The sequence below is a fragment of the Marinobacter sp. SS21 genome (assembly GCF_028369065.1).
Classification (GTDB): Bacteria; Pseudomonadota; Gammaproteobacteria; order Pseudomonadales; family Oleiphilaceae; genus Marinobacter.
In genome coordinates, this window is sequence record NZ_JAQNDA010000004.1 from 82,011 (window position 1) to 105,952 (window position 23,942).

At 57.7% G+C, this 23,942-nt stretch carries 16 protein-coding genes; 14 read left to right on the forward strand and 2 right to left on the reverse strand.

Annotated elements, in window-relative coordinates:
* Positions 1-89 precede the first annotated feature (89 nt).
* From N6L25_RS06845 to N6L25_RS06895, 11 genes are all read left to right on the forward strand, one after another.
* Positions 90-3,836 (forward strand): DUF1631 family protein, encoded by a 3,747-nt coding sequence (locus tag N6L25_RS06845; RefSeq protein WP_271979048.1) that lies wholly within the window; start codon positions 90-92, stop codon positions 3,834-3,836.
* Positions 3,837-3,859: 23 nt separating this feature from the next.
* Complete coding sequence (locus tag N6L25_RS06850; protein ID WP_271979049.1) at positions 3,860-4,726, forward strand: phosphoribulokinase; 867 nt, start codon at positions 3,860-3,862, stop codon at positions 4,724-4,726.
* Between the two features lie 269 nt (positions 4,727-4,995).
* The gene (locus tag N6L25_RS06855; RefSeq protein WP_271979050.1) at positions 4,996-5,376 is read left to right on the forward strand and encodes a hypothetical protein; all 381 of its coding nucleotides are present in this window, start codon (positions 4,996-4,998) and stop codon (positions 5,374-5,376) included.
* Positions 5,377-5,452: 76 nt separating this feature from the next.
* Positions 5,453-6,223: a hypothetical protein gene (locus N6L25_RS06860; RefSeq protein ID WP_271979051.1), complete on the forward strand. Its 771-nt coding sequence runs from the start codon at positions 5,453-5,455 to the stop codon at positions 6,221-6,223.
* A gap of 253 nt (positions 6,224-6,476) precedes the next feature.
* Entirely contained in the window at positions 6,477-7,238 is a 762-nt protein-coding gene (locus tag N6L25_RS06865; RefSeq protein ID WP_271979053.1) for an OmpA family protein, read from the forward strand.
* 10 nt (positions 7,239-7,248) lie between these two features.
* On the forward strand, positions 7,249-9,204 hold the full coding sequence (locus N6L25_RS06870; RefSeq protein ID WP_271979054.1) for a pilus assembly protein N-terminal domain-containing protein: 1,956 nt from the start codon (positions 7,249-7,251) through the stop codon (positions 9,202-9,204).
* Positions 9,205-9,214: 10 nt separating this feature from the next.
* A complete protein-coding gene (locus N6L25_RS06875; protein ID WP_271979055.1) occupies positions 9,215-9,949 on the forward strand; it encodes a hypothetical protein in 735 nt (244 codons plus the stop codon).
* A gap of 2 nt (positions 9,950-9,951) precedes the next feature.
* A complete protein-coding gene (locus N6L25_RS06880) occupies positions 9,952-11,265 on the forward strand; it encodes a CpaF family protein (RefSeq protein WP_271979056.1) in 1,314 nt (437 codons plus the stop codon).
* Positions 11,262-12,137, forward strand: coding sequence for a type II secretion system F family protein (locus tag N6L25_RS06885; RefSeq protein ID WP_271979058.1), 876 nt, complete (start codon positions 11,262-11,264; stop codon positions 12,135-12,137). The genes N6L25_RS06880 and N6L25_RS06885 overlap by 4 nt, the downstream gene beginning before the upstream one ends.
* 59 nt (positions 12,138-12,196) lie before the next feature.
* Positions 12,197-12,955 carry a type II secretion system F family protein gene (locus tag N6L25_RS06890; RefSeq protein WP_271979059.1) on the forward strand — a complete coding sequence of 253 codons (759 nt, stop codon included), beginning with the start codon at positions 12,197-12,199 and terminating at the stop codon, positions 12,953-12,955.
* A gap of 39 nt (positions 12,956-12,994) precedes the next feature.
* On the forward strand, positions 12,995-14,149 hold the full coding sequence (locus N6L25_RS06895) for a hypothetical protein (RefSeq protein ID WP_271979060.1): 1,155 nt from the start codon (positions 12,995-12,997) through the stop codon (positions 14,147-14,149).
* 212 nt (positions 14,150-14,361) lie between these two features.
* Here N6L25_RS06895 and N6L25_RS06900 read toward each other — a convergent pair whose 3' ends face one another.
* The gene (locus N6L25_RS06900; protein WP_271979061.1) at positions 14,362-16,455 is read right to left on the reverse strand and encodes a putative bifunctional diguanylate cyclase/phosphodiesterase; all 2,094 of its coding nucleotides are present in this window, start codon (positions 16,453-16,455) and stop codon (positions 14,362-14,364) included.
* 216 nt (positions 16,456-16,671) lie between these two features.
* Positions 16,672-17,136: a hypothetical protein gene (locus N6L25_RS06905; RefSeq protein ID WP_271979062.1), complete on the reverse strand. Its 465-nt coding sequence runs from the start codon at positions 17,134-17,136 to the stop codon at positions 16,672-16,674.
* Here N6L25_RS06905 and N6L25_RS06910 point away from each other — a divergent pair.
* The 3 genes from N6L25_RS06910 to N6L25_RS06920 all read left to right on the forward strand — a co-directional run bounded on the left by N6L25_RS06910 (position 17,123) and on the right by N6L25_RS06920 (position 23,879).
* The gene (locus tag N6L25_RS06910) at positions 17,123-20,203 is read left to right on the forward strand and encodes a response regulator (RefSeq protein ID WP_271979063.1); all 3,081 of its coding nucleotides are present in this window, start codon (positions 17,123-17,125) and stop codon (positions 20,201-20,203) included. The two genes, N6L25_RS06905 and N6L25_RS06910, sit on opposite strands and share 14 nt — an antisense overlap.
* Before the next feature lie 37 nt (positions 20,204-20,240).
* A complete protein-coding gene (locus tag N6L25_RS06915) occupies positions 20,241-21,659 on the forward strand; it encodes a sigma-54-dependent transcriptional regulator (protein WP_271979064.1) in 1,419 nt (472 codons plus the stop codon).
* 177 nt (positions 21,660-21,836) lie between these two features.
* The gene (locus N6L25_RS06920) at positions 21,837-23,879 is read left to right on the forward strand and encodes a CHASE domain-containing protein (protein WP_271979065.1); all 2,043 of its coding nucleotides are present in this window, start codon (positions 21,837-21,839) and stop codon (positions 23,877-23,879) included.
* Positions 23,880-23,942 lie beyond the last annotated feature (63 nt).

Here is a 23,942-nt window from a genome sequence, read left to right on the forward strand (position 1 = left end):
TTCTGCTGACATTACAGGGACATTGGCTGATGATCGAGCCGGATTGATTCCCGCTCGGGTTGTCGGCATCGCACGCTATCAGGTAGTCAATGGATTCGAAGGAACGTCGCGCCAGTCTCCGAAGGCCCATCAAACTTGCTGCCCAGCTCGTACTGGGCGACAGCCAAGGTCTGCCCTGCCAGATAGCTGATTTCTGCGCGGAAGGCCTCTTCGTGCGTTATTCCGCCGATACCGAGCACAAACTCAATGCCTGCCTGTCACGGCAGGGCGCCAGCCGTGTCCTTATCCGTTTCCGCAGCTCCGACGGCAAGGGCCGGCATGAGCTGGTGGTGGATATCGTGCGCCGTTTGGCCGGCGCGATGGGGGTGATCTTTGCCCGGACTAACCCGGAAGCTGTCGCGGCCATGCTGCAGATGTGCGCAGGCAGCGGCGACACCGAACGGCCGATGCTGCGGCCACCGAGTGAACGGGTTCAGTTCATCCTGCACCAGTGCGCCCGCGTTGTGGTGCAATACCTTGAACCCCAAATGGACGGCTGCTTCGGCCGGATGATCGAGGCCCTCAAGCAATCGGCGCAAAAAGCGGCCAACGACCAGCAGGCCAGTGAATTCATGGATGCCTCGGGTCAGCTGGCCGCACGCCAGAAAATCATCTGGCACCAGATGAGTCAGGCCCTGCAATCGCCCCTGAAACCTCGCCCCAAGGGGCCTCCTGGCGCGGAGCTGACACTGGTGGACAAGGGCGAGTTCGAGGATTGGTTGACCCTTCGGGTGATGGTGACCAAGGCCGACACCCTGTACCGAGCGGAGCTGCTGCAATTGAAGTTGCGCCTGGACAACCTCGGGGTCAGTAATGAAACCGGCCACCAGAACCCACTGGGGCCGGCCCTGGTGTGCGAGTCGTTTCACTCCGGGCTGGCACTGATGAAGGCCTCCCGTGCGGTGGAGAAGGTGTGCCTGAAGGTCTTCGAGACACAGGTGCTGGGCCAGCTCGAGCCGCTGTATGGGGAGCTGAATCAAATCCTGGTTCGTCACGGTATCCTGCCGAATCTCGATCTGAGCAAGTACCTCAGTGAGCGCAAACCCTCGCCTGAGCCAAAGCAAAAGCCAAACCCAGCGCCGGCACCGGTGGCCGCAACGGCCAGCGCTGCCGCAGCGGAACCGTCGCCAACACCGATGGCGGCTTCTTCTGCCCGTCCGCCATCGCCAGGGGGGGAGGGCTTTCGGCTCCATGCCCAGGAGGCACGCTCGGCCTTCGCCACGGTGCGCAATCTGCTCGCAACCCTGAGTGCAAGCCGGATCGCCCATGGCGATCCCGAGCCAGCGGATTTCCCGCCCAATGCCCGTCCACTCTCCAGCGGTGAGTTTCAGTACCAGTTACAGCAACTGCAGATGGACAGTCTCAATGTCGACGCCTCCGCGCCGGCCTTGAAGGAACGGGTGATCGAGCAGGTTCGCAGCACTGGCGACACGCGCTTGAACGACGATCAGCAGGGCACACTGGACGTGGTTGACCGCTTTTTCGCCAGTGTCGTGGAGAGTCCCCGCATCAGCCAGCTGATGCAGGGCCAGTTGCGACAACTGGAGGTGCCGGTGCTGAAGGTGGTCATGCGGGACCGGAACTTTTTTGACGACAAGAACAGTCCGGTACGTGGTGTCCTGAACCGGATGGCTCAGCTCAGCGTGAAGGGTGGGCGGATTAATCCGGTTACCCAGCGTCGGGTGGGGGACGTGATCCAGCGGGTGGTCAGCGATTTCGAGCAGGACACCGGCGTGTTCGACTGGGCGGTGCGGGAGCTGGACGGTCTCATTGAACGCCAGAACCTGGTGTACCGGCGGAACGTGGAGCGGGTTGCGGCGGCCGCGGAAGGGGCGCAGAAGGTATCGGATTCGAAGGACGCGGTGACCGAGGCCCTGGCGCCGCGCCTGCAGGGGCGGCGGGTGCCCAAGGTGGTGCTCAGCCTGCTCAATGGGGGCTGGCGCGACCTGCTGTCATTGACCTGGATTCGCCAGGGGCCCGAGAGCCAGTTGTGGGAAGACTATCTGGCGGTGATCGACTCGCTGATCGCCTTCGGTGAGGACCCCGACAGTGCCATCAACCTGCCGGAGTTGCTGCGGGTGATTCAGGACGGCCTGGCTTCGATCTCCAGCAACCACCTGCCGCCATCCCAGATCCGCGACGAACTGAAACAGTTCCTGGTGCGTAAGCCGGAGTCAGCGGTGGAGATGGTGGAGGTAACCGACGAGCTGGCCGCCATCAAGCCCGCCGACGAAGCGCCCGGGCAGGACGATCGCAGTCTGCAGCGCTGGATCCAGCGCGCCCAGCAGCTGCGTACCGGGGAGTGGATGCGGGACCAGGAAAAACCGGAGGCGATTCAGTACATCCGCCTGGTCTGGATCGCTCGCGGCTTTAGCCGGTTCGTGTTTGTGAATCACCAGGGCATGCGGGTGGTGGAGCTGGAACTGCAGGAATTGGCCCGGATGATGAAACAGGGGCTGCTTGTCTCCGACAGCCAGTATGAGCGGCCGCTGGTGGATGAAAGCATCGATCGCATGGTGCGCAAGGTCTACGACCAGTTGTCCTGGGCTTCGACGCACGACGAACTCACCGGGCTGCTGGCCCGTCGCGAGTTCGAACGCATGCTGGAACAGCAGCTGGCGCGTCATGACGACGAGCGGGTGTTGGCGGTGCTGGATTTGCGCCAGTTCCGTCTGCTCAATGACACCGCGGGCTACCAGGCTGGCGACGAGACGCTCAAGGCGGTGGCGGACATCCTGCGAAACCAGGTTGGCGAGGGCCTGCCGCTGGCGCGGCTGTCCGGCAATGAGTTTGCCTTCCTGATGCCGGCGGAACCGGCGGAAGACATCGTTACCCTGGTTATCCGCACCATTGAGGCACTGGCGCTGAATTATTCCGGCCGCCGCTATCATCTGTCTGCCAATGTTGGGCTGGCGGCGCCGATGCCGGCGCTGTCGAGCCCGGAGCGTTGGCTGCGGGGCGCGCTCGAGGCTTGTGAAGGCGCCAAGCAGCAGGGCAATGGGCGGTTGTGCTGGCACGCACTGGACGCCGGCGACCAGAGTCGTCAGGAGCAGATTGCCGCCAAGTTGGCGAGCCTGGCGGATCTGGATGAGGAACGCATGCTGTTGCGATGTCAGAAGATGATCCCGCTGCACGGCCAAACCACCATGCCGACCCAGTATGAAATCCTGATCAGCATGTACGATGACACCGGCAACCTGATTACCGGGTGCGATTTTGTACGCACCGCCGAGCGTTACAACCGCATGCAGGTGGTGGACCGATGGGTGGTCGGCCATATGCTGGATTGGCTGAGGGCGGCCGGTAACGAGGCCCTGGGCGGGGTCTGCATCAACCTGTCTGGCCACTCCCTGAACGATGAATCCCTGTTGGAGTTCGTCTACGACAAGCTCAGCGAAAAAGAGGCACCCATCGAACGGCTCTGGTTCGAGATTACCGAAGCGGCGGCGATCCATGACCTTCAGGGCGTGGCTGATTTCATTGTCGAGATGAAGGAGTTGGGCTGCCGCTTCTGTCTCGGCAATTTCGGCAGTGGCCCCGCTTCGTACCAGTTTATGCGCAGCCTGCCGGTGGATCTGATCAAGATGGATGGCGCCTTTACCGCCCAGCTGGCTACCAGCGAAACCGACCGCACCATGGTCGCCTCCATGGTGGATATGGCCCACTACATGAAGCGGGAGGTGATTGCGTCCCAGGTGGAGACCCGCGAAGTGCTCGATATCCTGCGCCAGCTGGGCGTCGACTACGCCCAGGGCTTCGTGATCGAAAAACCCCGCCTGCTCGGCAGCCTCAACTGAACTTTTCGGAACCGATCTGGTTTATGTCCAAGCGTCATCCAATCATTGCCGTGACTGGCTCCTCCGGGGCCGGTACCACCACCACCGGCCGCGTCTTCAGCCGGCTGTTTGCCAGCGAAAACCTCAGTGCGGCGATGGTCAGCGGCGACAGCTTTCACCGCTACACTCGGGAGCAGATGGCCCGCCTGGCGGCCAAGGGCCAATTTGGTGAGCGCAATCACTTCGCGCTGGCGGCCAATCACATCGACAAGCTCGAAGCGCTGTTCTACGACTACAGCCACACCGGTAACGGCCGTCACCGCCAGTACGTGCATGATGAGGATCTGGAGCTGATCGAGGCGGGCCACAAGCCCGGCACTTTTACGCCCTGGGAGTCGTTGCCGGCCAACACCGATCTGCTGTTCTATGAGGGCCTGCATGGCGGCGTGGTGAGTGACACCTACAATACCGCCCAATACGTCGACCTGCTGATGGGCGTGGTGCCCATCGTCAACCTGGAGTGGATTCAGAAAATTCACCGCGACACCTTCCGCCGCGGCTATTCCCAGGAGGCGGTGGTGAAAACCATCATCAACCGGATGGACGATTACGTCCACGACATCGTGCCGCAGTTCTCCCATACCCACATCAACTTCCAGCGCATCCCGTTGGTGGACACCTCCAACCCGTTTGTGGCGCGGGACGTGCCCACCGAGGACGAGAGTATGGTGGTGATTCGCTTCCGCGACGCCAGTGAGGTGGACTTCCCCTACCTGCTGCAGATGATCGCCGGCAGTTCCGTGTCCCGCCACGACACCCTGGTCATCCCCGGCCCCAAACTCTCCCTCGCCATGGACCTGATCCTGCGACCGATGGTGTTAAACCTGATGGCGCAGAAGCCGTTTGCGTAGTTAGAGGCTACCTAGCTCAGATCACGGTGTTTTCAGCGGTATCCCTCCTTGTACAACTGTGTCTCAAGGCCAGCTCCGTTACGCATTGCAATATGCGAAATAAATAGCGACAGCGGAAGCTGGTCTGTGCTTTTTGAATGAATTTTATTTATCTATCATGTTGTATTTAATGGATATTTGCGTTTTGGCATGGAGTTTGTTCGTGTTCTGGGCGTGAGGATAAATTCACGACAATTGACATAACAATTTCACGCCAAGGGGTGTAATCCATGAAAACAGTCAAACTTTCTCAAGGTTCCAAAAAACAAGCCGGTTTCGTTATGACCACCGAACTGGTTTTGTTATCCACAGTGATGGTCATCGGCTTGGTTGCCGGAATGGTCACCATGCGAGACTCCCTCACCGCCGAAATGGAAGATGTGGCGGAGGCAATTGGCCATCTCGATCAGACTTACGCCTTCAATGGCATCGTTAATGGGGAAAACACGGCTGCCGTAGAGGGATCTGTCTATGGCGATGCTACCGACAGTCTGGCCGGGGATGATGTGGAGTTCTCCTTCGTGGCAGCAACACCCTTGGAGGGCGCGACCACTGCAGCCAGCCTGGGCTCCAGCGCTTCAAGCAATGCCGGTACCGTATTGGCTCCCTAACCGTAATGGTTGCCTGGCCTGAGGTCTGGTCGGCCTCATGCCAGGTGAGATGTGCATGGCATAGGAGAGGTGTGACATGAGGCGGAAGTTGAATGGCAGTACCACCGCAGCAATCGGCATGTTTTTGATCTCAGGAGTGTTGGCGAGTGTTTTGGGGGTGCGGCAATACGAACGAGTGACTACCCACGAAGTGCTGGGCATTGTTGGTAGCTGGCCCGCGGGTACTCAGATTGTCCCCGACATGTTGACACGAGTGCGGATAGACGCCGCCGAACCCGGTATTACCGATCCGAGGCAGGTGCTGGGTAAACAACTGTCCCGTAACGTGGAGCATGGCGCAATAATCCGCCCAGCCGAGTTAAGTCGCCCCGTGCGCTCCTGGTTGGCACAGCAGGTTCCGGAGGGAAAGGTGCTGTACACCTTGGCTCCCCAGTCCGGTTCTATCCCTCACTCACAACTACGTAATGGTGACTTGTTCGATGTGATCGCTACAGGGCCCGCCGGCGTGCGTACGGTGGCACAGGACGTGCGCTTGATCGGTGTTTTGTCTGCCAGATCTTCGGCCGCAAGTGGCGCAGGCGGCACGGGCCTGATGAGAGCGGCTGCGCATCACCCGCAAAGGGAGTCGGCGACCTCGTTGGTGGTGGCACTGGCTCCCCAGTTCGTTTATCCGCTGGCCAGCCTCGGACCGCAAGACAAGGTGTCTATTGTCCTGCACGGGACGTCGGCCCGGCAGGCTGATGAACGACCCAGAATTGAACCACCACCAACTCAACGGCTGGTTGAAGTAGTCACCGGTCTGGAGCGCAAGCTGATTCCGGTGAAGATACTGGCCGGCACTCCCTAATCCCCGCACGACCTATTGCCAGCATTTATTGGGCGAGCGCCTCAAGGCCTCGCTTTTTGTTTTAGCTTTCGATGCTGCGTCGCAAATTGCAATCACTACTGCACGCCCCTTCAGCTCCACCGCCGCCGTTTACATAACATGCTGAAAAATATAGCAATAATTTTGAATCCGATTTTGGTATGAGTTCTGCAAGGACTGTGGCAGAGGGTTGCAGTAGCCGCCTTAGATCGAGTCATTGTCCGGGAAGCAAACTATGAACAAGCTGTTATGGATACTCCCAGTCCTGCTGAGTGGGTGCGTTACTGCCGATAAGTACTATGAAAGCGTCCCCCAGATTCCAACAACAAAAAACCGTGCCGATGCCCGGGCTCTCGCCACCACTGGCTTGCGCGCTTCCGATCTGAATCCGGTGGAGCACGAGTTCAGCGATGTGCGCCCGGCTGTGTCACTGCTTGTGCCGGGCTGTGCGCTGGAGTTTTCTCAGCCGAGTCTCATTCCGCGAGACCCATCGCAGCCGCGCCGCCAGGGTGTTGCTGTAATGGACCGGCCCCATCGCCAAGCGCCGAAATACGACTTTCACGCAAGCTATCAGCGTTTTGTACCGCGCCATGGCTTTGCCCAGGGCGGTGCGCAGATTAGCAGTGAACTCGCCCAAGAACTGGACTGGTTCTATTGGCAAATGTCACCTCAGCCCGACCCCTTGACCCTTCATGTGGTTGGTCACACCAACACGGATGGCTCGCTTGCCTACAATCATCATCTGGGCCAGCGGCGAGCCCAGGCGGTTGCGGATTACCTGATTCGGAAGGGCGTTGCTCCTCATCGACTCCGGACTTCCAGCGTCGGGGAGTTGATTCCGGTGAGTGGTGCGGCTCCAGACCAGCTTCCTATTGCCAACCGGCGCGTTGAACTCATCACCTTCGTTTCACCCCCGGAGCAGGCCGCCGGCGGCGAGTACCCATCCTGTTTTTCCCGTGCCGTCATCGACCGAGATGACGCAGTAGAACTCAAGTAAGGAGACGTCGATGCGCCAGTTAATTCGGTTAATCGGGAGCTATCTGTTGGTCGCGACCTTCGGGGTTGGCACGGCGTCGGCAGGGGCCAGCCTGAAATATGTCGAAGATGCCAATGGCCGCCACTCCGCCAACCATAGAGAACTTATCCAATGGACCCACTCCCGGCTTGTGTTTGATCGTGACCTGGAACGAGTCGCCGTGGGGCAGGACAGAACCCTTGAGGTGGAGGTACTGAATGGGCGCGAGCTGCTGATGCTGGCCAAAAATGTGGGGCGTACGACCTTGATGGTCTGGTACGCCGGCGGTGACAGTGAAACCTACCTGTTCAGCGTGACAGAGGATTTGTCGGTACTCCGCAGCGCCCTGAGCGATATCCACAGTGCCATTCGCATTGATTCGGCACCAGATCGTCCGGCGTTGGTCTTGCGAGGTCGGGTCCCGACGATTGATTACAAGGTGGCTGCCGAAACAGCGGCTCGCCATTACCTGGGCGCACGCTCGGGTCCCAGGGCGGGGGGCAATCGGGTTCTTGCCGGTTCGGTGGATAGCAGTTCGCTGCATTTGCAATCCGCCGTTGCGGGGGCAATGGATCCGTCGTTTCGACTAAACCCCGGCAACGTCCCCAATGACAACCGAATTGCCGTTATTAATCTGATTCGGGTGGACACCCTGCCGCTGAGCCTGGAGCAAAAAGTCGCTTCGGCGATCAAAGATCTGGGCGGGCAGAACGTGCGCGTTCGCCGGGTTATTCGCGGTGAAGTCGCCGACGATACCCGCGACACCTTGATTCTTGAAGGTGAGGTTCAGGATCAGGTCACCTTGACCCGAGTGCTAAGCGTGGTCTCCCGGTTGCTGCCCAATGCCGACACTGCTAGCGGTGATGCGGATGTTGTCGCGATGACGGATGAAGCCGGCGGCTTGCTGGATGCCCGAACTGCTAGCCGTCAGCGGAGTGGTCAGTTTGGCGGGCTCAGTCAACTCCAGAATGGAGGTGATTCCTTCAACAATGTGCGGGCCAACATTGCGCGATCGAAGCTGGTCTCGCTGGCCAACGGCCGAATTCTGGCTATGTTGGACGTGCTCGATCTCCCCCAGGTAAGAATCTCGGTACAGATTCACGAGGTGAACAGGACGCGTATGCTTCGTTGGCGTCCCGATCTGTCGGTGGTGACCAACGGCTATTCCGATGCTGGGCTGTTTGCACTTGGCGGACTCGGAACCCTGACCGCAGATAGTTCGCTGGTGGAAAATGCCTTGCAGATACTGGGCGGGACGCTGACCAATAACCTGCAGGTGGGCGGTAGCGATCTGGCATTCGATCTGCTGTTCTCACTTATGGAACAGGAGGGCATCGCCCGCACTCTGTCCCAGCCAACCCTCACGGTCCTGGCGGGAGAGCAAGCCGTGTTCAGCGTGGGAGGTGAGGTTCCGGTGCCCACGGCTTTCGCACCGACCGGGCTGAAGTCTGGCGATGAGGTGGCGACCAACACTCCTGGAGTTTTTAGTGGCACCAGTTTCAAGACCTTTGGAGTGGAACTCATCGTCCGGGCAATGGTTGATGAGAACGATCGTATCACCCTGGATGTGCATCCAACGATTTCCGCGCCGGATACCTCACTCACTCAGCTGATTTCGGACAGTACCGGCTCAGCCCTCAATTCCACCGCATTCAACACCCGCAGCATTGCCACGACCACAAGGCTAGGCGATGGTCAGCCGCTCATACTCGGGGGGCTCATCTACCAGGACCAGTCGGCCCAGAATAGCCAGACGCCGGGTCTACATCGGGTTCCGCTATTGGGGCGACTGGCGGAGGCTACCGCCAATTCGGAACAGGATCGCGAACTGGTGATTGTAGTGACTCCCACCTTGGTCAGGGAGTCTGACAGCCGCGTACACCAATGGGCCTTCCCAACACCGTTGGACCTGGTCCGCCGCGCGTTGCCCACTAAACAAGATGGTTAGGAGTCACACTATGAAACCGGTCATGTTAGCTCTGGTGATGATTGTAGCGTTGGCGGGGTGTGCCACCACCGAACGACGATACAGCGCAGATGCGCAGGATCCGAACTTGGTGGTTCGGCAGATTCTGAGCCAATGGAAAAAACAGCTGGCGTCGGGGGTGGCCTGCCAGGATGACAATCGCAGCGGGGACTTGAATGACTGCGATGATTTAATGCGTCGGTTGTTTGCCCTGTATTCGGCTTTCCCGCGTAACGAACGGGTGCAGTTTGCGATAGCCGTTGTCAGCTATCACACCGGTCGCTACGAGCAGGCAGGAAACTTCCTGGATCAGGTATTGAGGGGCCAGCGTCCGCGTTCGGAGGCTACCGCTTTGAGAGCGCGGATCGCGCTTGAGCAAGGCAATGTAGAGCGAGCCCGCACTCTGCTGAACGCTCAGATCCAACTTCACCCGATGGATTCGATGCTGCATGAACTGATGGCGTCGGTCTATTTCATGGATCAGCATACACATCGTGCCTTTGAGGCGTTGGCGGTTTCTCAGCGTCTTGGCGCGCCGCTTTGGCGCATTGCTTACCATCGAGGCTTGCTGTTTGAGCAGAGCGGCAACCAAGCGGCGGCATGTGAACACTATGCCGAAGCCTTTAGTCGGCGCCCGGATTTCCAAATCGCTCAGGGCCGCTTGGTGGCGCTTGCCGACCACGTAGGCTGTTTCGAGTTGGCAAAATTGGTTGGAGAACGCTCATGACTATGGAATTCGGTATCGACGGGACGGCGGAGTTGTTGCGCAAGGCTCGACATTGCTTACACCAGCGCCTGATCAACTCTGTGGAGGTCGAGCAGCCATGGATGAACGACCGGGACGAGCTGGACAAGCGAATCCTGAGGTTGCTGGAGCGATTGCAAGACGAGACCGGAAAGCAGTTCAGCCCTGACCACCGCCGCTTACTCTGTCGCCAGGTGGCTGATGAGGTGACGGGATTTGGACCGCTGGCGGAGCTTATGGCCGATTCGTCGATCACGGATATTCTGGTAAATGGTGCTAGCAATATTTGGGTTGACCGAGGGGGCTTGCTGCAAAAAACCGATCACTCATTCGATGACGAAGCCCACGTCCGGCGATTTGTTGATCGATTTGTTGCCTTTCAGGGCAAGCAGCTAGATTCAAACAATCCCACGGTCGATGCCCGGCTCCCTGATGGCAGCCGGATGCATGTCGTGATCCCGCCACTGAGCCAGGGAGGCACCGTTATTAGCATCCGGCGTTTTCAAACCTCCCACTCATCGCTGCACGATTTGGTGGTGGTTGGGATGCTCTCTCCGCCTATGGCCGAGTTCCTGTCACTGGTCGTAAAGGGGGGGGTCAACCTCGTGATTGCCGGTGGCGCTGGTGCGGGTAAAACGACTCTGCTGAACGCTATGTCCGAGGCGATTCCTGCCCAGGAGCGCATCATCACTATTGAGGAATCCGCAGAGCTGGCGTTGCGCCATCCCCATGTGGTGACGTTGGAGAGTCGTCAGGGTAACAGCGAGGGCGTGGGTCGAGTTGATTTGCGTAATCTGCTTCGGAATGCCCTTCGGATGCGTGCGGACCGCATCATCGTCGGCGAAGTTCGTGGAGAGGAGGTGTTCGACATGCTGCAGGCAATGAATGTCGGGCACGACGGAAGCCTGACGACCGTACATGCCAATAACCCCCAGCAGGTTCTCAAGCGGCTCGAAACTTTGGCATTACTTGCCGATGGCCGGGCTTCCCGAGCCGCCATCCAGAACATGATCAACGGTGCCGTCCAGATTATCGTGCAGGTGGCTCGTATGAGTGATGGCCGCCGCCGGGTTACCAGTATCTGTGAGGTAGTGGAACGTAGCGATAGGTCCGAGGTGATTGAGTTGTTCCGCCTCAGCCGGCGGCAACCGTCCAGCTCGGCGGCAGTTGCCGATAATGGGTATGAGCATGTTCATTGTGAGCGTCGCCCGGAGTGTCTAGCCACCATCCAGGCGAAAGAGTACGCGCTGACGGCCGAGTTGAAGGAACTTTGGCACATCACGGAGCCAGACAGATGATGGCGGCACTCTTGCTGGTGGGCGTGGTGCTGGTGCTCCTTTGGTCGGCAGGGCTGGTTGTTCGAAATCTGACGCGGCATCGGTCTGCAGGCGAGGGGGCAAACCTGTATACCAGCCAGCGGAACCCGACTCAACTGGGTCGTTGGCTGCGGGTGCTGGGTCTTGACCTGGAGCCACTGCTTTTTGTCGCGGGACTGGTGCTTTGCTGCACAGCGGTGGGGTTGATCGTTTTAACGCTGTACCCAGATCGCGCCGGGTTTGCCCTGTTGGCGGGCGCAACCTTCTTGCCCGCCGCGTTGATCCTCATGCGGGACCTGGTGCAGCGCCGGGCCGAAGCATTCGACCACAATCTGGTCGATGTCCTGGATCTGCTGGGCGTGTTGACTGCCAGCGGTGTGCCACTGTTAAAGGCGCTGGAGGCCTCAGCTAAAGGAGGCGCGAGCGCGACAGGCAAGCCGCTTGGAGAGTTGGTGGCACGATTGCGTTACGGCGAAACCATCGAAGCGGCGACCGACGGAATGCTGCAGCTGTTTCGCACGGATGGCTGCCGTCTGTTTGTTATGACCCTCCGGCTTTACTGGCATGAAGGCGGACAGCTTGACGCGCTGATTCGAGCGCTCGTCACTGTACTACGTCAGCGGCGCTCAGACCAAATGGCACTTCGTGGGCAGTTGGCAGGGGCGAAGTACGCCTTGGTGATGGCCGCTGGTTTGCCTTATCTGCTCATACCTTTTTTGAACTGGAAAGAGCCTGATTGGTTGCTGCCGTTGACCTCTCATCCGGCTGGTCCGGGCCTGCTGTATGCGGCGATTGTCTGCCAAGTGATTGGTTTTCTTTGGATGCGGGTGATTTTGAGGAGTCCCAAATGGTAGTCAATTATCTGTTGGACTTGGCAATTGGGGGCTTGTTGGTGTGCTGCCTGGCGCTGACTATGGTGCTGAATCAGCCTGAGTTGAAGCTTGACGTGCTTTCAGGCCGGCAAAATGGCCGCTTTCCTCAGTGGCTATTTCCCGCCCGGCTGATCCGGCAGGCGGGGTTTATGCCGGATCAACTGCTGCTGATCTATTGGCCTTCAAAACTCATATTACTGGGTTTAGCACCGCTGGTACTGCTGCAACTGCAGCCGGCAGCACCTTGGTGGGCTTGGCTCTGGACTGGAGTATTCGGATTCGTAAGCGCAGACCTCTATCTGTGGCGGCGACGACAACGCCGCCGTCAGAGGCTGCGCGGTAGCTTGAGTTTTTTTGTCGATCTGATGAATGGCCACCTGAAGTCCGGTTCGCCGGTTGGCCAGGCCTTTACTCTGGCGGCGCGCTTTGGGTTCGAACCTGGCCATCCGCTGGCCGCTGAAGTGCGGCTGATTTCACGGGAGGTCGCGGCTGGTCAGAGCTTCGCCGAGTCGTTCGCCCGCATGTATGAGCGCACCGGCACCGAGGAAATACGGCGGTTGGCCTCCGTTATTGAAGTGGGGCGCAGTACCGGTGCTTCCATCCGCGACACCCTGGCCAGGCAGGCGGAGGTTCTGCGCGAGCAGCAGACAGAAATCAATCGCAAACTGCTTAGCCAGAGAAGCATCATGATGCTGCTCGCAATGATGCTGGTGGGAATGCCGATGTTTGGTGTGATTGTCCTGTTCCCGGCCGCGGTCAAGGTGTTCGAAATCTTCACACTGCTAAGAGCGCTCTTCTGAGCCGCTATCAAATCTACGCCACAGAGTGGAGCCAACGACATGCCAAAGTATCATCATTTTTGCCGGATGCCCGGGGTACCTGGTCGGGAGGCTGGTTTTGTGATTACCCTGGAGTTGCTGTTGATCGTGACCATCCTGGTGTTGGGCTCCATGGTGGGCATTGTTGCGATCCGTGACGCTCTGGTAAAACAGTATGTGAACAGCCAATCACAGCAGGCCATTGTGGCGGATGCCGGCGGCAAGGTGCTCGGCAAGGCCGTGGATTTCGACGAACACGACGCTCCCAGAATAGTCTTGATCGATCGCTCCTTGCCTCGCAGCTATCGCACCCTGATTGGGGTGCGAGATGATCGCTTTACATCTCGCGAGGCGGTCTATTATGCCGGTCCAAACTGCAGCGGCGTGCCGTGCCTGAAAGGCATCAGCGACGAGAGCAGCGATAGCGTGGGCGTCGATGGTCTCGTGGGCACAGGGAATGTTAGCTATTTCAATGCACTGCAACGAGGACCCAATTACGCTGTGGGCCGTAGTGGCGATGGCCTGTCCGGAGCGTTGTACCGGGATTCGGGTGCTGCCTGCCCGGTCGCTATCGGCGACATCCGGTCTCGCTGGATCTCCCAGAAGGTGGTGGCGGGGCCGCCTTGCGAACCGATTGATTTGATGGAAGAAACTCGGGCCTCTGCGTTTACCGGCTGCCTGGTCAGCCTGCTTGAACCGTGCGAGTGTCCGCCGGGCTACCAGAATCAGGATGACGTGCTAAGCAATTACCTGCCATTGGTGGATACGTTACTGGGCACCACGCTCGCCACCGTCAACCTGTTGCTGCTGCCGACTGGGCAGCAACTTGCTCCGGTAGAAGTCGGCAGCCTTTGCTGTCCCGAAGCCATGGCGCTGCAGAACGATAACGTGGTCAATGCCATTGTGTATGTAGTTCTAGACCGGCTTCTCGGCCAGCTGGATCTGTCGCTCTTCCCCGGGGTTCAGGCGGCACTCCATGAATTGCTGGCGCCTTTGCAGGGGGATCTCAGCTGTGCGGCCTCAATAGAACTGCGCAGCGCTGTTTCTGTCCCTGATCCGGTTCTGCCGTCACAGAATGTGCTCGATCAGTTTACCGCACCGTTTTCGCTGAGTCAGCCTGCGGGTCAGTCAGGCGTCTGGATGTCGGTACCGCCAACGCCAGGAGAGGGTTGGTAACGCCGAAGGAACCTCTGAATACCACAGGCGATCGGGAGTTATTCAGCGGTTCCTTCAGTGGTAGCGGATGGGGCACCGGCTAGATGATTGGTGAACGCCAACCTGGCCCCTATTCCTGCGTGCCAGGTTGGCGCCTCGTTACGGTGAGGTGGGAGCTAACTTGGACTCTCATTCAGCCTGTCCGAAATGAGTGGTTGTGCGGTGGCGAGTGCTTATTCCACTGGGCCTGGTTGGAAGCGGGGTTCAATTTCCTCGGGCTGACAGGGCCTACCGGTGAGATAGCCTTGAATAAGATGACAGCCGCCTTCTCTCAGGTATTCCAGTTGCTCTGGGGTTTCCACGCCTTCGGCGACGATGGCCAATTGCATCGCCTTCGCCAGGGCAATGATGGCATCCACAACCGCATAGTTGCCGTTTGCGCTTTCGATGTCCGTCACAAAGCAACGATCGATCTTCAGTATGTCCACTGGCAGTTGCTTGAGCTGACTCAGGGACGAGAAACCTGTGCCAAAGTCGTCCAGCGCAATGCGTAAACCATCGGCACGAAGTGTTTGCAGGTACGCCAGTGTCATGTCCTGGTTGCCCATGAAGACACTTTCGGTGACCTCCAGTTCAATTTCGTGGGCCCGGGCCCCGGTCTGCGCCAAGATTGCATGCACTTTTTGATCAAACTGGGATTGGTTGAGCTGATGCCCCGACACATTGACGGCGATAGGAACCGTTTGAAAGCCGGACTCGCGCCAGGCAACCGCTTGTCGGCATGCGGCTCGCAATACATAGTCACCTAGGGCGAGGATCTGGCCAGTCTCCTCTGCAAGAGGAATGAACTCGCCGGGGGACACGAACCCCAGGCTCGGAGAATGCCAACGAAGCAGTGCCTCCATGCCGTGCAGCGCACCGCTTTGCGCGCAGACTTTCGGTTGGTACACCAATGTCAGCTCTTCCCGCAGTATCGCGGTCCTCAGAGCCGACTCCATGGTCAGGGCTCGATTCGCCGCACGTTCGAGTTCCGGGCTGTAGTCACCACGTCGGGTTTCCTGGTTGATATTGATGGTTTTCGCCGCCAGAGCGCTCTGCTGTATCAGCTTATCCACGGCCACGTCACCGGCTTTACAGGTTGCAATGCCAATTCGCGGCTGGAACGACAAGGAATAATTTGCAAGTTCTACAGTTTGAGCAAATGCGGAAACGATGAGGTGACGCAGTCGTTCCGTCAGATCCATCTGGGAGGGCAAGGGCGCCAAAATATGGAACTCACCTTTCCCGGTGCTGGCCAGGAATAACCCGGCGGTTGTGTTGCGCTTCGCAAGCTCGCTATCAACACGTTTCATCAAGTGGCGTAGCAATTGGGCAATGTGGCTGCGGGCATCATTGGTGACTCGACGCCCCACACTGTCCTCAAGGCTGTCCAGATTATCGAGGCAAAGCCTGATCAGAGCCAGTTCCAGACCTGGATGCTCGTTTGAGAATTTTTGTAGCCGTTGGATCAGGTGAGCCTGATTGGGCAGTCCTGTGATGGGGTCGGTCAGAGACAGTGTTTCAATTTGCTGTTTCTGTGTTTCCTGCTCGGTTATGTCCCGGACGATGCACAGCCGCTCGTTGCCCGCTGAAGTGGCAAAGCGCAGTTCAAAAAACATATCAATTCCAGCGTGTTCTACCCGAATCATTCGCTCATTGACCGCTTCAATGGGGGCCGCATAGATCGCCTCCAGCTTTGCGCCGATGCTCAGCTTGTCCAGCAGAGGGAGCGGTAAGTCATTGCTGAGTTTGGTGTCGGTGAGCCGATTGGCGGCGTCGAAGCGCAGGATACTGTCCGGTAGCGCAGACAACAGCGCTTGTTGTTCCGACCGTTTTTGTTCCAACGCTTGGTGGTTTCTATGTGCCTGAACAATATGATGAATCCGTTGCCTCAGCAGGGTGGTCCGAAAAGGTTTGGTAATGAAGTCATTGGCGCCTGCGGCCAAAGAGGCCTGGATGGATTCGAGGTCATCACTACCGGTCAACATAATAATGGGCGTGTTGGCGTTCAAATCACCGTCGCGGATTAACCTGCAGGCTTTGAATCCATCCATTCCTGGCATTCGGACATCGAGCAGCACTATGTCAAAGAGTGTCTTGGTCAGGGCATTTATGCCTGTTTCCCCATCGGCAGCTTCAGAAATCCTGATATCTTCACAAGCCAAGGCTTCGCGCAGGTGCATACGGCATAGCGTGTCATCGTCAATCACTAAAACCTCGAGGGAGGCGGCGTTGCTGTTGGATCCAGCGTTGTTGCGCAGCTGAGGTCTGACTCTGGCGTCTTGCATGTGGCACCTGTATTCAGCGTGGGTCGGTTGCCGCTGCTCGCAGCCAAATGTGTGCCAAGGTCAAATTTCCCGTTGATTTAATAGACAGTTGTCTGCACTGGCAGTTGTTTGCGCATTTGGGACGTGAGGGGGCTCTTCAAAATATTTGCAAATTGCAAATGGCACCAGGGTTTTCTTTGCAAAATGCAAATGATATCGAGCTTCAACTACATGGGTTTACTCCAACTGGTTGTAAAATAAAACTAAAATAATGTGGTCCTTATTTTGCTTTGCAAATTTCAAATAGAAATATGTGGGGCGCGGCCATGAACTTTGATCATGAAAGTTGTTGTATTCGCCGACAAGGGCATGGGAGTGATTCGTTATGACCTTTCGCGCCCAGACGGTTGTGGTCGCTTTGGTGGCGACAGTTGTCCTGCTTGGGCTGGTGGCGACCAGCCTGTATATCCTTAAGGCGTCGAACGAAATCGCTTTTGAGCGGGAGCTGGACGCGACCGCGGAATGGTTGGCGGTATCGGCGCGTGACGCCGTGCTGTCCGCCGATATCGCGAATTTGGAAGCGTTGGGGGTGGAGTACATGCGGCGATCCGGTAGCCAGTATCTGCGGTTGTCGGATCGATCCAGTGCCCTGGTTGAACTGGGCTTGCTGGCGAGACCGGAAGCGCGGATGGCGGCCGACATTTCCATAGCCAGCGTTGATGATGGCATTTATGACGTGCGCAAATTGATTTATGCCGAAGGGATTCCTATTGGCCTGCTCGAAACCGGGGTATCGACCCAAAAGCTTGATTCGTTAATCTTGACCGCGTCGTTTCGCTTGGTTGGACTTGTTGTGCTGGGTGTCGGTCTTATTGCGTTACTGACGTGGGCATTGGGGCGCTATCTGATCCGTGATTTGGCTGAACTGCGAGATCGGCTGGCAAGTGTGGCCAGCGGTGACAGCCATTCCAAACTCCAGTTGGCGGGTGGTGGTGGAGTCTTAGCCGGTGTGGTCGACGCTTTTAACCTAATGACGGCTGAACTGCGGGCTCGCGAAGTTAAGCAGATGGATGTGCTGACCCAGGTGACCGACCTGGTGGAGCAATTGAAGGGGCGGGAAAAAGACCTCAATCTTCTGCTGGACACCGTCTCGGATGGGGTCATAGTGACTGATGCCGGCTTATCGATCATCGATATGAACACCGTGGCGCAACACAACCTCCATGTGAAGCTTGAAAAGCGCAAGGGCAAATCCTTGGCGAAGCTGCTGGTCGACCCGACCGACGTGGACCGCATCAAACAGGCTTTGGCGCAAGCCCTGGAGTCGGCATCTGGCCGCCTACGCATCGGTTTCGGCAAGATACTGCTGTCGGCACGGGAGCATGCCCCGGTCTGGGTGGACCTCAACTGCGGCCTGCTGCGAACCGAGCAAGAGACCCAGCTAGTCTTTTCATTTCGAGACCTGACCCATGAACTGGAAAATTTTTCAGAGATGGAGCGTCGTGATCTGCTCAACAAGGCGGTAAGTGTCGCCAGCGAAGACGGCATTCTGGTGCTCGATTATGATAACCGGGTGGTGGATGTCAATCCGAGCTTCAGCGCCATTTTCGGGCTCACTCGGGAGAACGTTCTGTTCAGTCAGATTTCGGAGGTGCTTAAGCCCCAGCCGGGGGAGGTTTCCATTGCGGAATTGGTTGCAGAAGCTACCGAAATGGGTGACCAGAGCCGGATGCGGCAAAAATACCTGAAACTGAGTCTGGGGGATGACAAGGTGGTTCCCGTGGGCATCAGTGGATTCCATTTCATGTGGTCCGGTCGAGGCTATACCACCTTGATGATTCACGACTTACGCGAGCAGAGCCAGACCGAGCGGAGCCTGGTTGAAGCAAAAGAGATTGCTGAACGGGCGAGTCAAGCCAAGTCTGATTTCCTGTCCCATGTAACCCATGAAATCCGCAGCCCCCTTAATTCGGTGATCGGCTGTTTCGAGCTGATTTCGGACACTGGCATGGATGCGAGGCAAAAAACGTTGATTGGTGCTGCGCGCAAGTCCGCCGATGCGTTGTTATCCCTTGTCAATAACATCCTGGATTTTGCGCGCATCGAAAAAGGCACCATCGAACTGGAAAACGAGGCCTTTCAAATAGTTGATGTCGTTGAGAGTGTGGTGGACATCAAATCGCTTCAGCCGATGAACGGCGAAATTTCGCTCTCTCTGATCGTAGATCCTGCTGTCGACCTGGAATGCGTCGGCGCGGCGGTGAGACTCCGGCAGGTACTGCTGAACCTCCTGGATAACGCCCTCAAATTTACCATGGACGGGGGGGTTACGCTTGAAGTTCACCCTTCGGGCAAGGACGTTGAGTTTGTGGTGGAGGATACCGGTATTGGCATTCCCAAAGCGAAACAGGCGATCATATTTGATGCGTTTACCCAAGTGGACAGCACCGACGCAACCCGGCACGGCGGTAGCGGGCTCGGCTTGACGATATCTCGGGAGTTGGTGGGCCTGATGGGGGGCACACTGGAACTCAATAGCGAGGTAGGCCTGGGCACCAGAATGTCGCTAAAAGTGCCACTGAGTTGTCAGCGGCCGACCACCGCCAGGCCCCGAGTGCCTGCCGGTGGCCAGAGCGCATGGGTTGTCTATGGTAAAGCGGGCAGTGGCTGTTCATTGGTGCGACAGTTGAGGTTGTTGGGACTGGACGCTCATGCGGCGGAAGACCTGGAGTCATTACCGGCGCAGGGCTCCGCACCCGATTGGCTATTTGTTGAAGGCAATGGGCCGATTGAGTCGAACTCTCTGCCTTCCGGATACCTGGCACACACGCGAATTGTTGGCATAGTGACCGCCAAAGAGGCGCTGAGTGAGGAGCACTGTCACGCTGAGATCAGTGACCTGTTGACAACGCCAGTGCGCTACAGCGATTTGCTGTCGGTGTTGACGGACTGCGATGCCAAGCGACGAGACGTCGCATCAGTTGACGAGGACCGATTGGAGCGCGCGCGCTCAGACGAGTTGCCCAAGGCTAGCATCTTGTTGGCCGAGGACAGTGAGGCGAACCAAATGGTTGCGGTGACAATGCTGGAAAATGCCGGGTACCGGGTCACGGTTGCGATCAACGGCGTCGAGGCCCTGGCGGCATTGGAAAAGGCTCGGTTTGATCTGGTGCTGATGGATTTGCGGATGCCCAGGATGGATGGGCTTGAGGCAACCCGCAGGATCCGGAAATCTGGCAGTGAATATGCCTCAGTGCCGATCGTGGCGCTGACCGCAAATGCCACCCGGGAAGATCAGGAACGTTGCAAGGCGGCCGGAATGAACGGCTTTATCGGTAAACCCTTCCGACTCGAACGCCTGCTGGAGACCATAGACCAGCTGTGCGGAAAAGGGGCTTCTAGCGAAGTTGAAAGCCCCAATCCCCAGTTGCCGTTGATGGACCCGTCGGCCTTGCAGCGCTTGCGAGCCGAAACCTCGGTGTCGGTGGTGGCACGGATGACCGAGGTTTTTGTCGTAGAACTCAAGCGTCGCCATAAGAGTTTGCTGGAGGCCATGGAAGCCGAAGACTGTCATCGCGTGGAAGACGAAGCACATACCATGAAAAGCAATGCGGCGACGTTCGGTGCGGTGTGTCTTGCCAACCTGGCCCGAGAAATCGAGAAATCCTGCAAGCGCATGGATCGTGACAGGGTGTGCGAACTGTTGCCGGAGTTGGAGGAAGTGCTTACTCAAACCATCGCCGAGTATGAACTAACAATCAGGGCCTAAGAGTGATTAGGGGTTTTATGTTATGGAGACTGTAGCTGTGACTGGCCGAGTCCTCATTGTCGAGGACAGCGAGCTACTGGGAATGGTTTACCGCGAATACCTGGTGGCCGGTGGCTACGATGTGGTCCACGTTGAGAACGGAAAGCAGGCCCTGGTGCTGCTTGAGGAAGGCGGGTTCGATTTACTGGTGCTGGATCTGTCGCTTCCAGACATGCATGGATTTGAGGTGCTCAAGTCCGTGCAGGAACAGCAATGGCCAGTGTCCACTATTGTAGCGACCGGTCACGATACGGCTGAAACCGCCATGGAGGCTATTCGCCTGGGGGCAGCGGATTTTTTGACCAAGCCGGTGGATGCCAGTCGCTTGATGGTGACCGTGGGCAATGTGCTCAAGCAACACCGGCTCGAGCACATCGTCAGCTCCTACCAGCAACAGATCGAGCGAGATCATTTCGAGGGCCTGATTGGCGCTTCGCCGGTTATGCAAAGTGTGTATCGAATCATCGAAACCGCGGCGCCCAGCCAGGCTAGCATCTTCATTACTGGCGAAAGCGGTACCGGAAAAGAGTTGTGCGCCGAGGCCATTCATCGGCAGAGCGGTCGGGCTGGTGGCCCCCTGATTACCCTCAATTGCGCTGCGATTCCAAAGGACTTGATGGAGAGCGAGATTTTCGGTCATGTGAAAGGCGCTTTCACCGGCGCCCATACCGATCGGGAAGGGGCGGCGAGCATGGCGGACGGCGGCACGTTGTTTCTCGATGAGTTGTGCGAGATGGATTTGGATCTGCAGAGCAAATTGCTGCGCTTCATTCAGAGCGGCACGTTTCAGCGTGTTGGTTCTGGCGTAACCAAAAAAGTGGATATCCGCTTTGTGTGTGCGACGAATCGCGATCCTTTGGCCGAGGTCAAGGCCGGCCGATTTCGCGAGGACCTGTATTACCGGCTCCATGTCATCCCCCTGCGGTTGCCGCCGCTGCGGGAGCGAGGCGAAGACATTCTTTTGATCGCGGGGCGGATGCTGGAAGCTCTGTCGAAAAAGAACGGCAAGCGCTTCGAAGGTCTTGCGCCAGAAGTGGAGCGCTTAATGCTGAATTATCCGTGGCCGGGCAATGTCCGCGAGCTGGAGAATTCCATTTTGAATATGGTGGTGATGGGGGATGGGCGCCAAGTAACGGAAGATATGGTGCCGCCAAGCCTCAAGCATGGAATAGACCGGCGCACGATGACGCAGGACGAGCCGGATTTGGCGTTGCTTGGTGACTCCGATGGCTTGGTGGCGTCGCGTACGGCAAGCAGTATGGCGGATATCAAGCCATTGTGGCTGGAGGAAAAGCGCATTATCGAGCGGGCTATCGCGCTCTGCGATGGAAATGTGCCGCGGGCTGCGGCTTTACTGGAGGTCAGCGCCTCAACCGTATACCGAAAACGCCAGAGTTGGGCCGCGGAAGGTTTGTAGGCCGATTTTGCTTTGCAATTTGCAAAGCGAATTGACTCGCAGGCTGCGTGCTGAAAGCGGTTGTGTTTTGGACGATTGCGTCGCGTTACCAATCAATTGATTTCATGGGTTTTATCTTGGGTTGTCAAATGGGCTCAATGTTTGCTTGGTCTCGCTTAGCTGTTAGGAGAATTGCAGATGGCCACTCTGGTGCAAAGTGAGAATTCGAAAAGCCGCCCGATAGTTCGCAAACTGAGGGATTCCATTCCTGTCTTGGTGTCTTTAGCAATATTGACATCGTTGCTCGGCGTCTGGGGGCACCATGCGCTGGAACGTCAAGAATTACAGGCCGCCAGAGAGCGTGCCGCTGTTCTCAGTGAATTGTCCGTGTTGCGGGCTCGAATTGAGTCCTACCTCAATAACGAGCTGTTTCGGGTCAAGGGCTTGGTGGCGCTACCAATTTTGGATGATTCGGTGGATCCCGAAGTTTTTGCACAGGTGGCATCCGAGCTTGCCGGCAGTGACCCCAACGTTCTCAGCTTACAGCTTGCGAAAGACGGCGTGGTTAGTCATGTCTGGCCGTTTGAGCAAAACAAACAGGCGCTTGGCCATCAGCTTCTGGAAGACCCCCAGCGGCGTCTGGCGGCCGAGCTTGCGATTGACAGCCGCAGTCTGTGGGTTGCCGGTCCCGTCCAGTTGCTTCAGGGCGGTGTTGCTCTGATTGGCCGCTACCCTATCTTTACGAGAGCCCGAGAGAGTGAAAGCGAGCGATTTTGGGGCTTTGCTACCATTCTCGTGGATTGGCACGCCATTCTTGAAAGCATGAGTGAGCCACTTGAAGCTGACACCGAATTCCGGTTCGCCCTGCGCGGCCTCGATGGCATGAGCAAGGCTGGTGAACAAATTTATGGTCAGCCAGATGTGTTTGCCTCGGACCCGGAGACCATGGAAATAACACTTCCTGGAGGTACTTGGCAGCTTGCTGCAGTTCGTTCCCGGGACGGAACTGAGGACGCAACCTTCTACCTGGAGGTATTGATCTATGTCACTTTGGTCGCCTTGCTGACGTTCGGGCTGTTCGTCTGGGGACGCCGCACGTGGTCTCTGTCTGAGGCCTTGCTTGATGCGAAGCGGGCCTTGGTGGAGGTGCGCGCAGAACAATCCAGCTTTATAAAACATATTCCTGCGCCATTTGCCTGTTTTGATGGCAGCGGGAAGCTGGTGACGATGAATGATGATTTCAAGGCGGGCTTTGGCTCGGCGGGTAACCGGGTTGAATCCGGGATGTCTGCCCGCGAACTCTATGCAGAAGCGATCAAGGCCGGTGTTTACCCCCGTGTTACTGACACGCCCCTTGGCGAAGGCTCGCTGCTTGCGGAGAAAATTCATCGTTTCGACATTGGCCGGGGGGTGCGGGATGAGGCGCTGTCTGACGGCCGCGTGATGCGCTCTGTGTTGGGCCGAGCTTCGAACGGCAGCACGGCACTGATGTTAGTGGACGTGACCGATTTGGCCGTCAAATACGACCGATTGGTGGAGGCAAAGGATGAGTGTCTGCGGCAGAATCGACAGTTTGTGAACCAGTTATCGAGATCGCTGGAGGAGTCCTCCAGCCGGTTGCGGAAATTCATCGAATCCAGATCCACGGCCAGCGAGGTGCAGCTGAAGCATTGGGTGGATCAGGCCTGGTCCTGGAATCGCCAGGGAAAACAGCTGATCGACTGCGAACTTAATCAGCTGCCGTTGGAGGCCCACACCTTCAATGTGAAGAAGCTGATTGCGGAACTGAGCAACGAAGCGATCAGCTTGACGGGTATTTCTGGGCTGACGTTGTCCGTGGGGCTGGACGTCGGAGTGAATCCGGAAATTTATGCCGATGAACGAGTGTTGCTGAATGTGCTGGTTCAAGCCATTGCGCTGGTTGCCGAGTCGTCCTTTGATGACCGCATCCACCTGCAGTTGGCCGTCACTGACGGGGGGAGCGCTTCGACGCTGCTGTTTCGGATTGAGCGTGTCGAGCGGCTGCCACTGGCTAATCATCTGCCAGATTTGCTGAAAGGCGGCGGTTCGCCTGGGGACGCCTACGAGGAACCCGAAGCGGAGGCATTTCGGGTGAGCCTGCTGGGGGGGCTGGCTCGGCAGCTGGGTGCCCAGCTGTTGGTGCGCAGCGAGGGTGAGCAACCGGTTGCCCTGGAGGTGTTGCTGACGCAGTCCTACGTGGTTGTCTTGGATGAAAGTTAATCAGAGGCTCCTTAAGCGGGCGGCTCATCCTCGCCGTCCCGCCGAGATGGCGCCGTGGGCGCC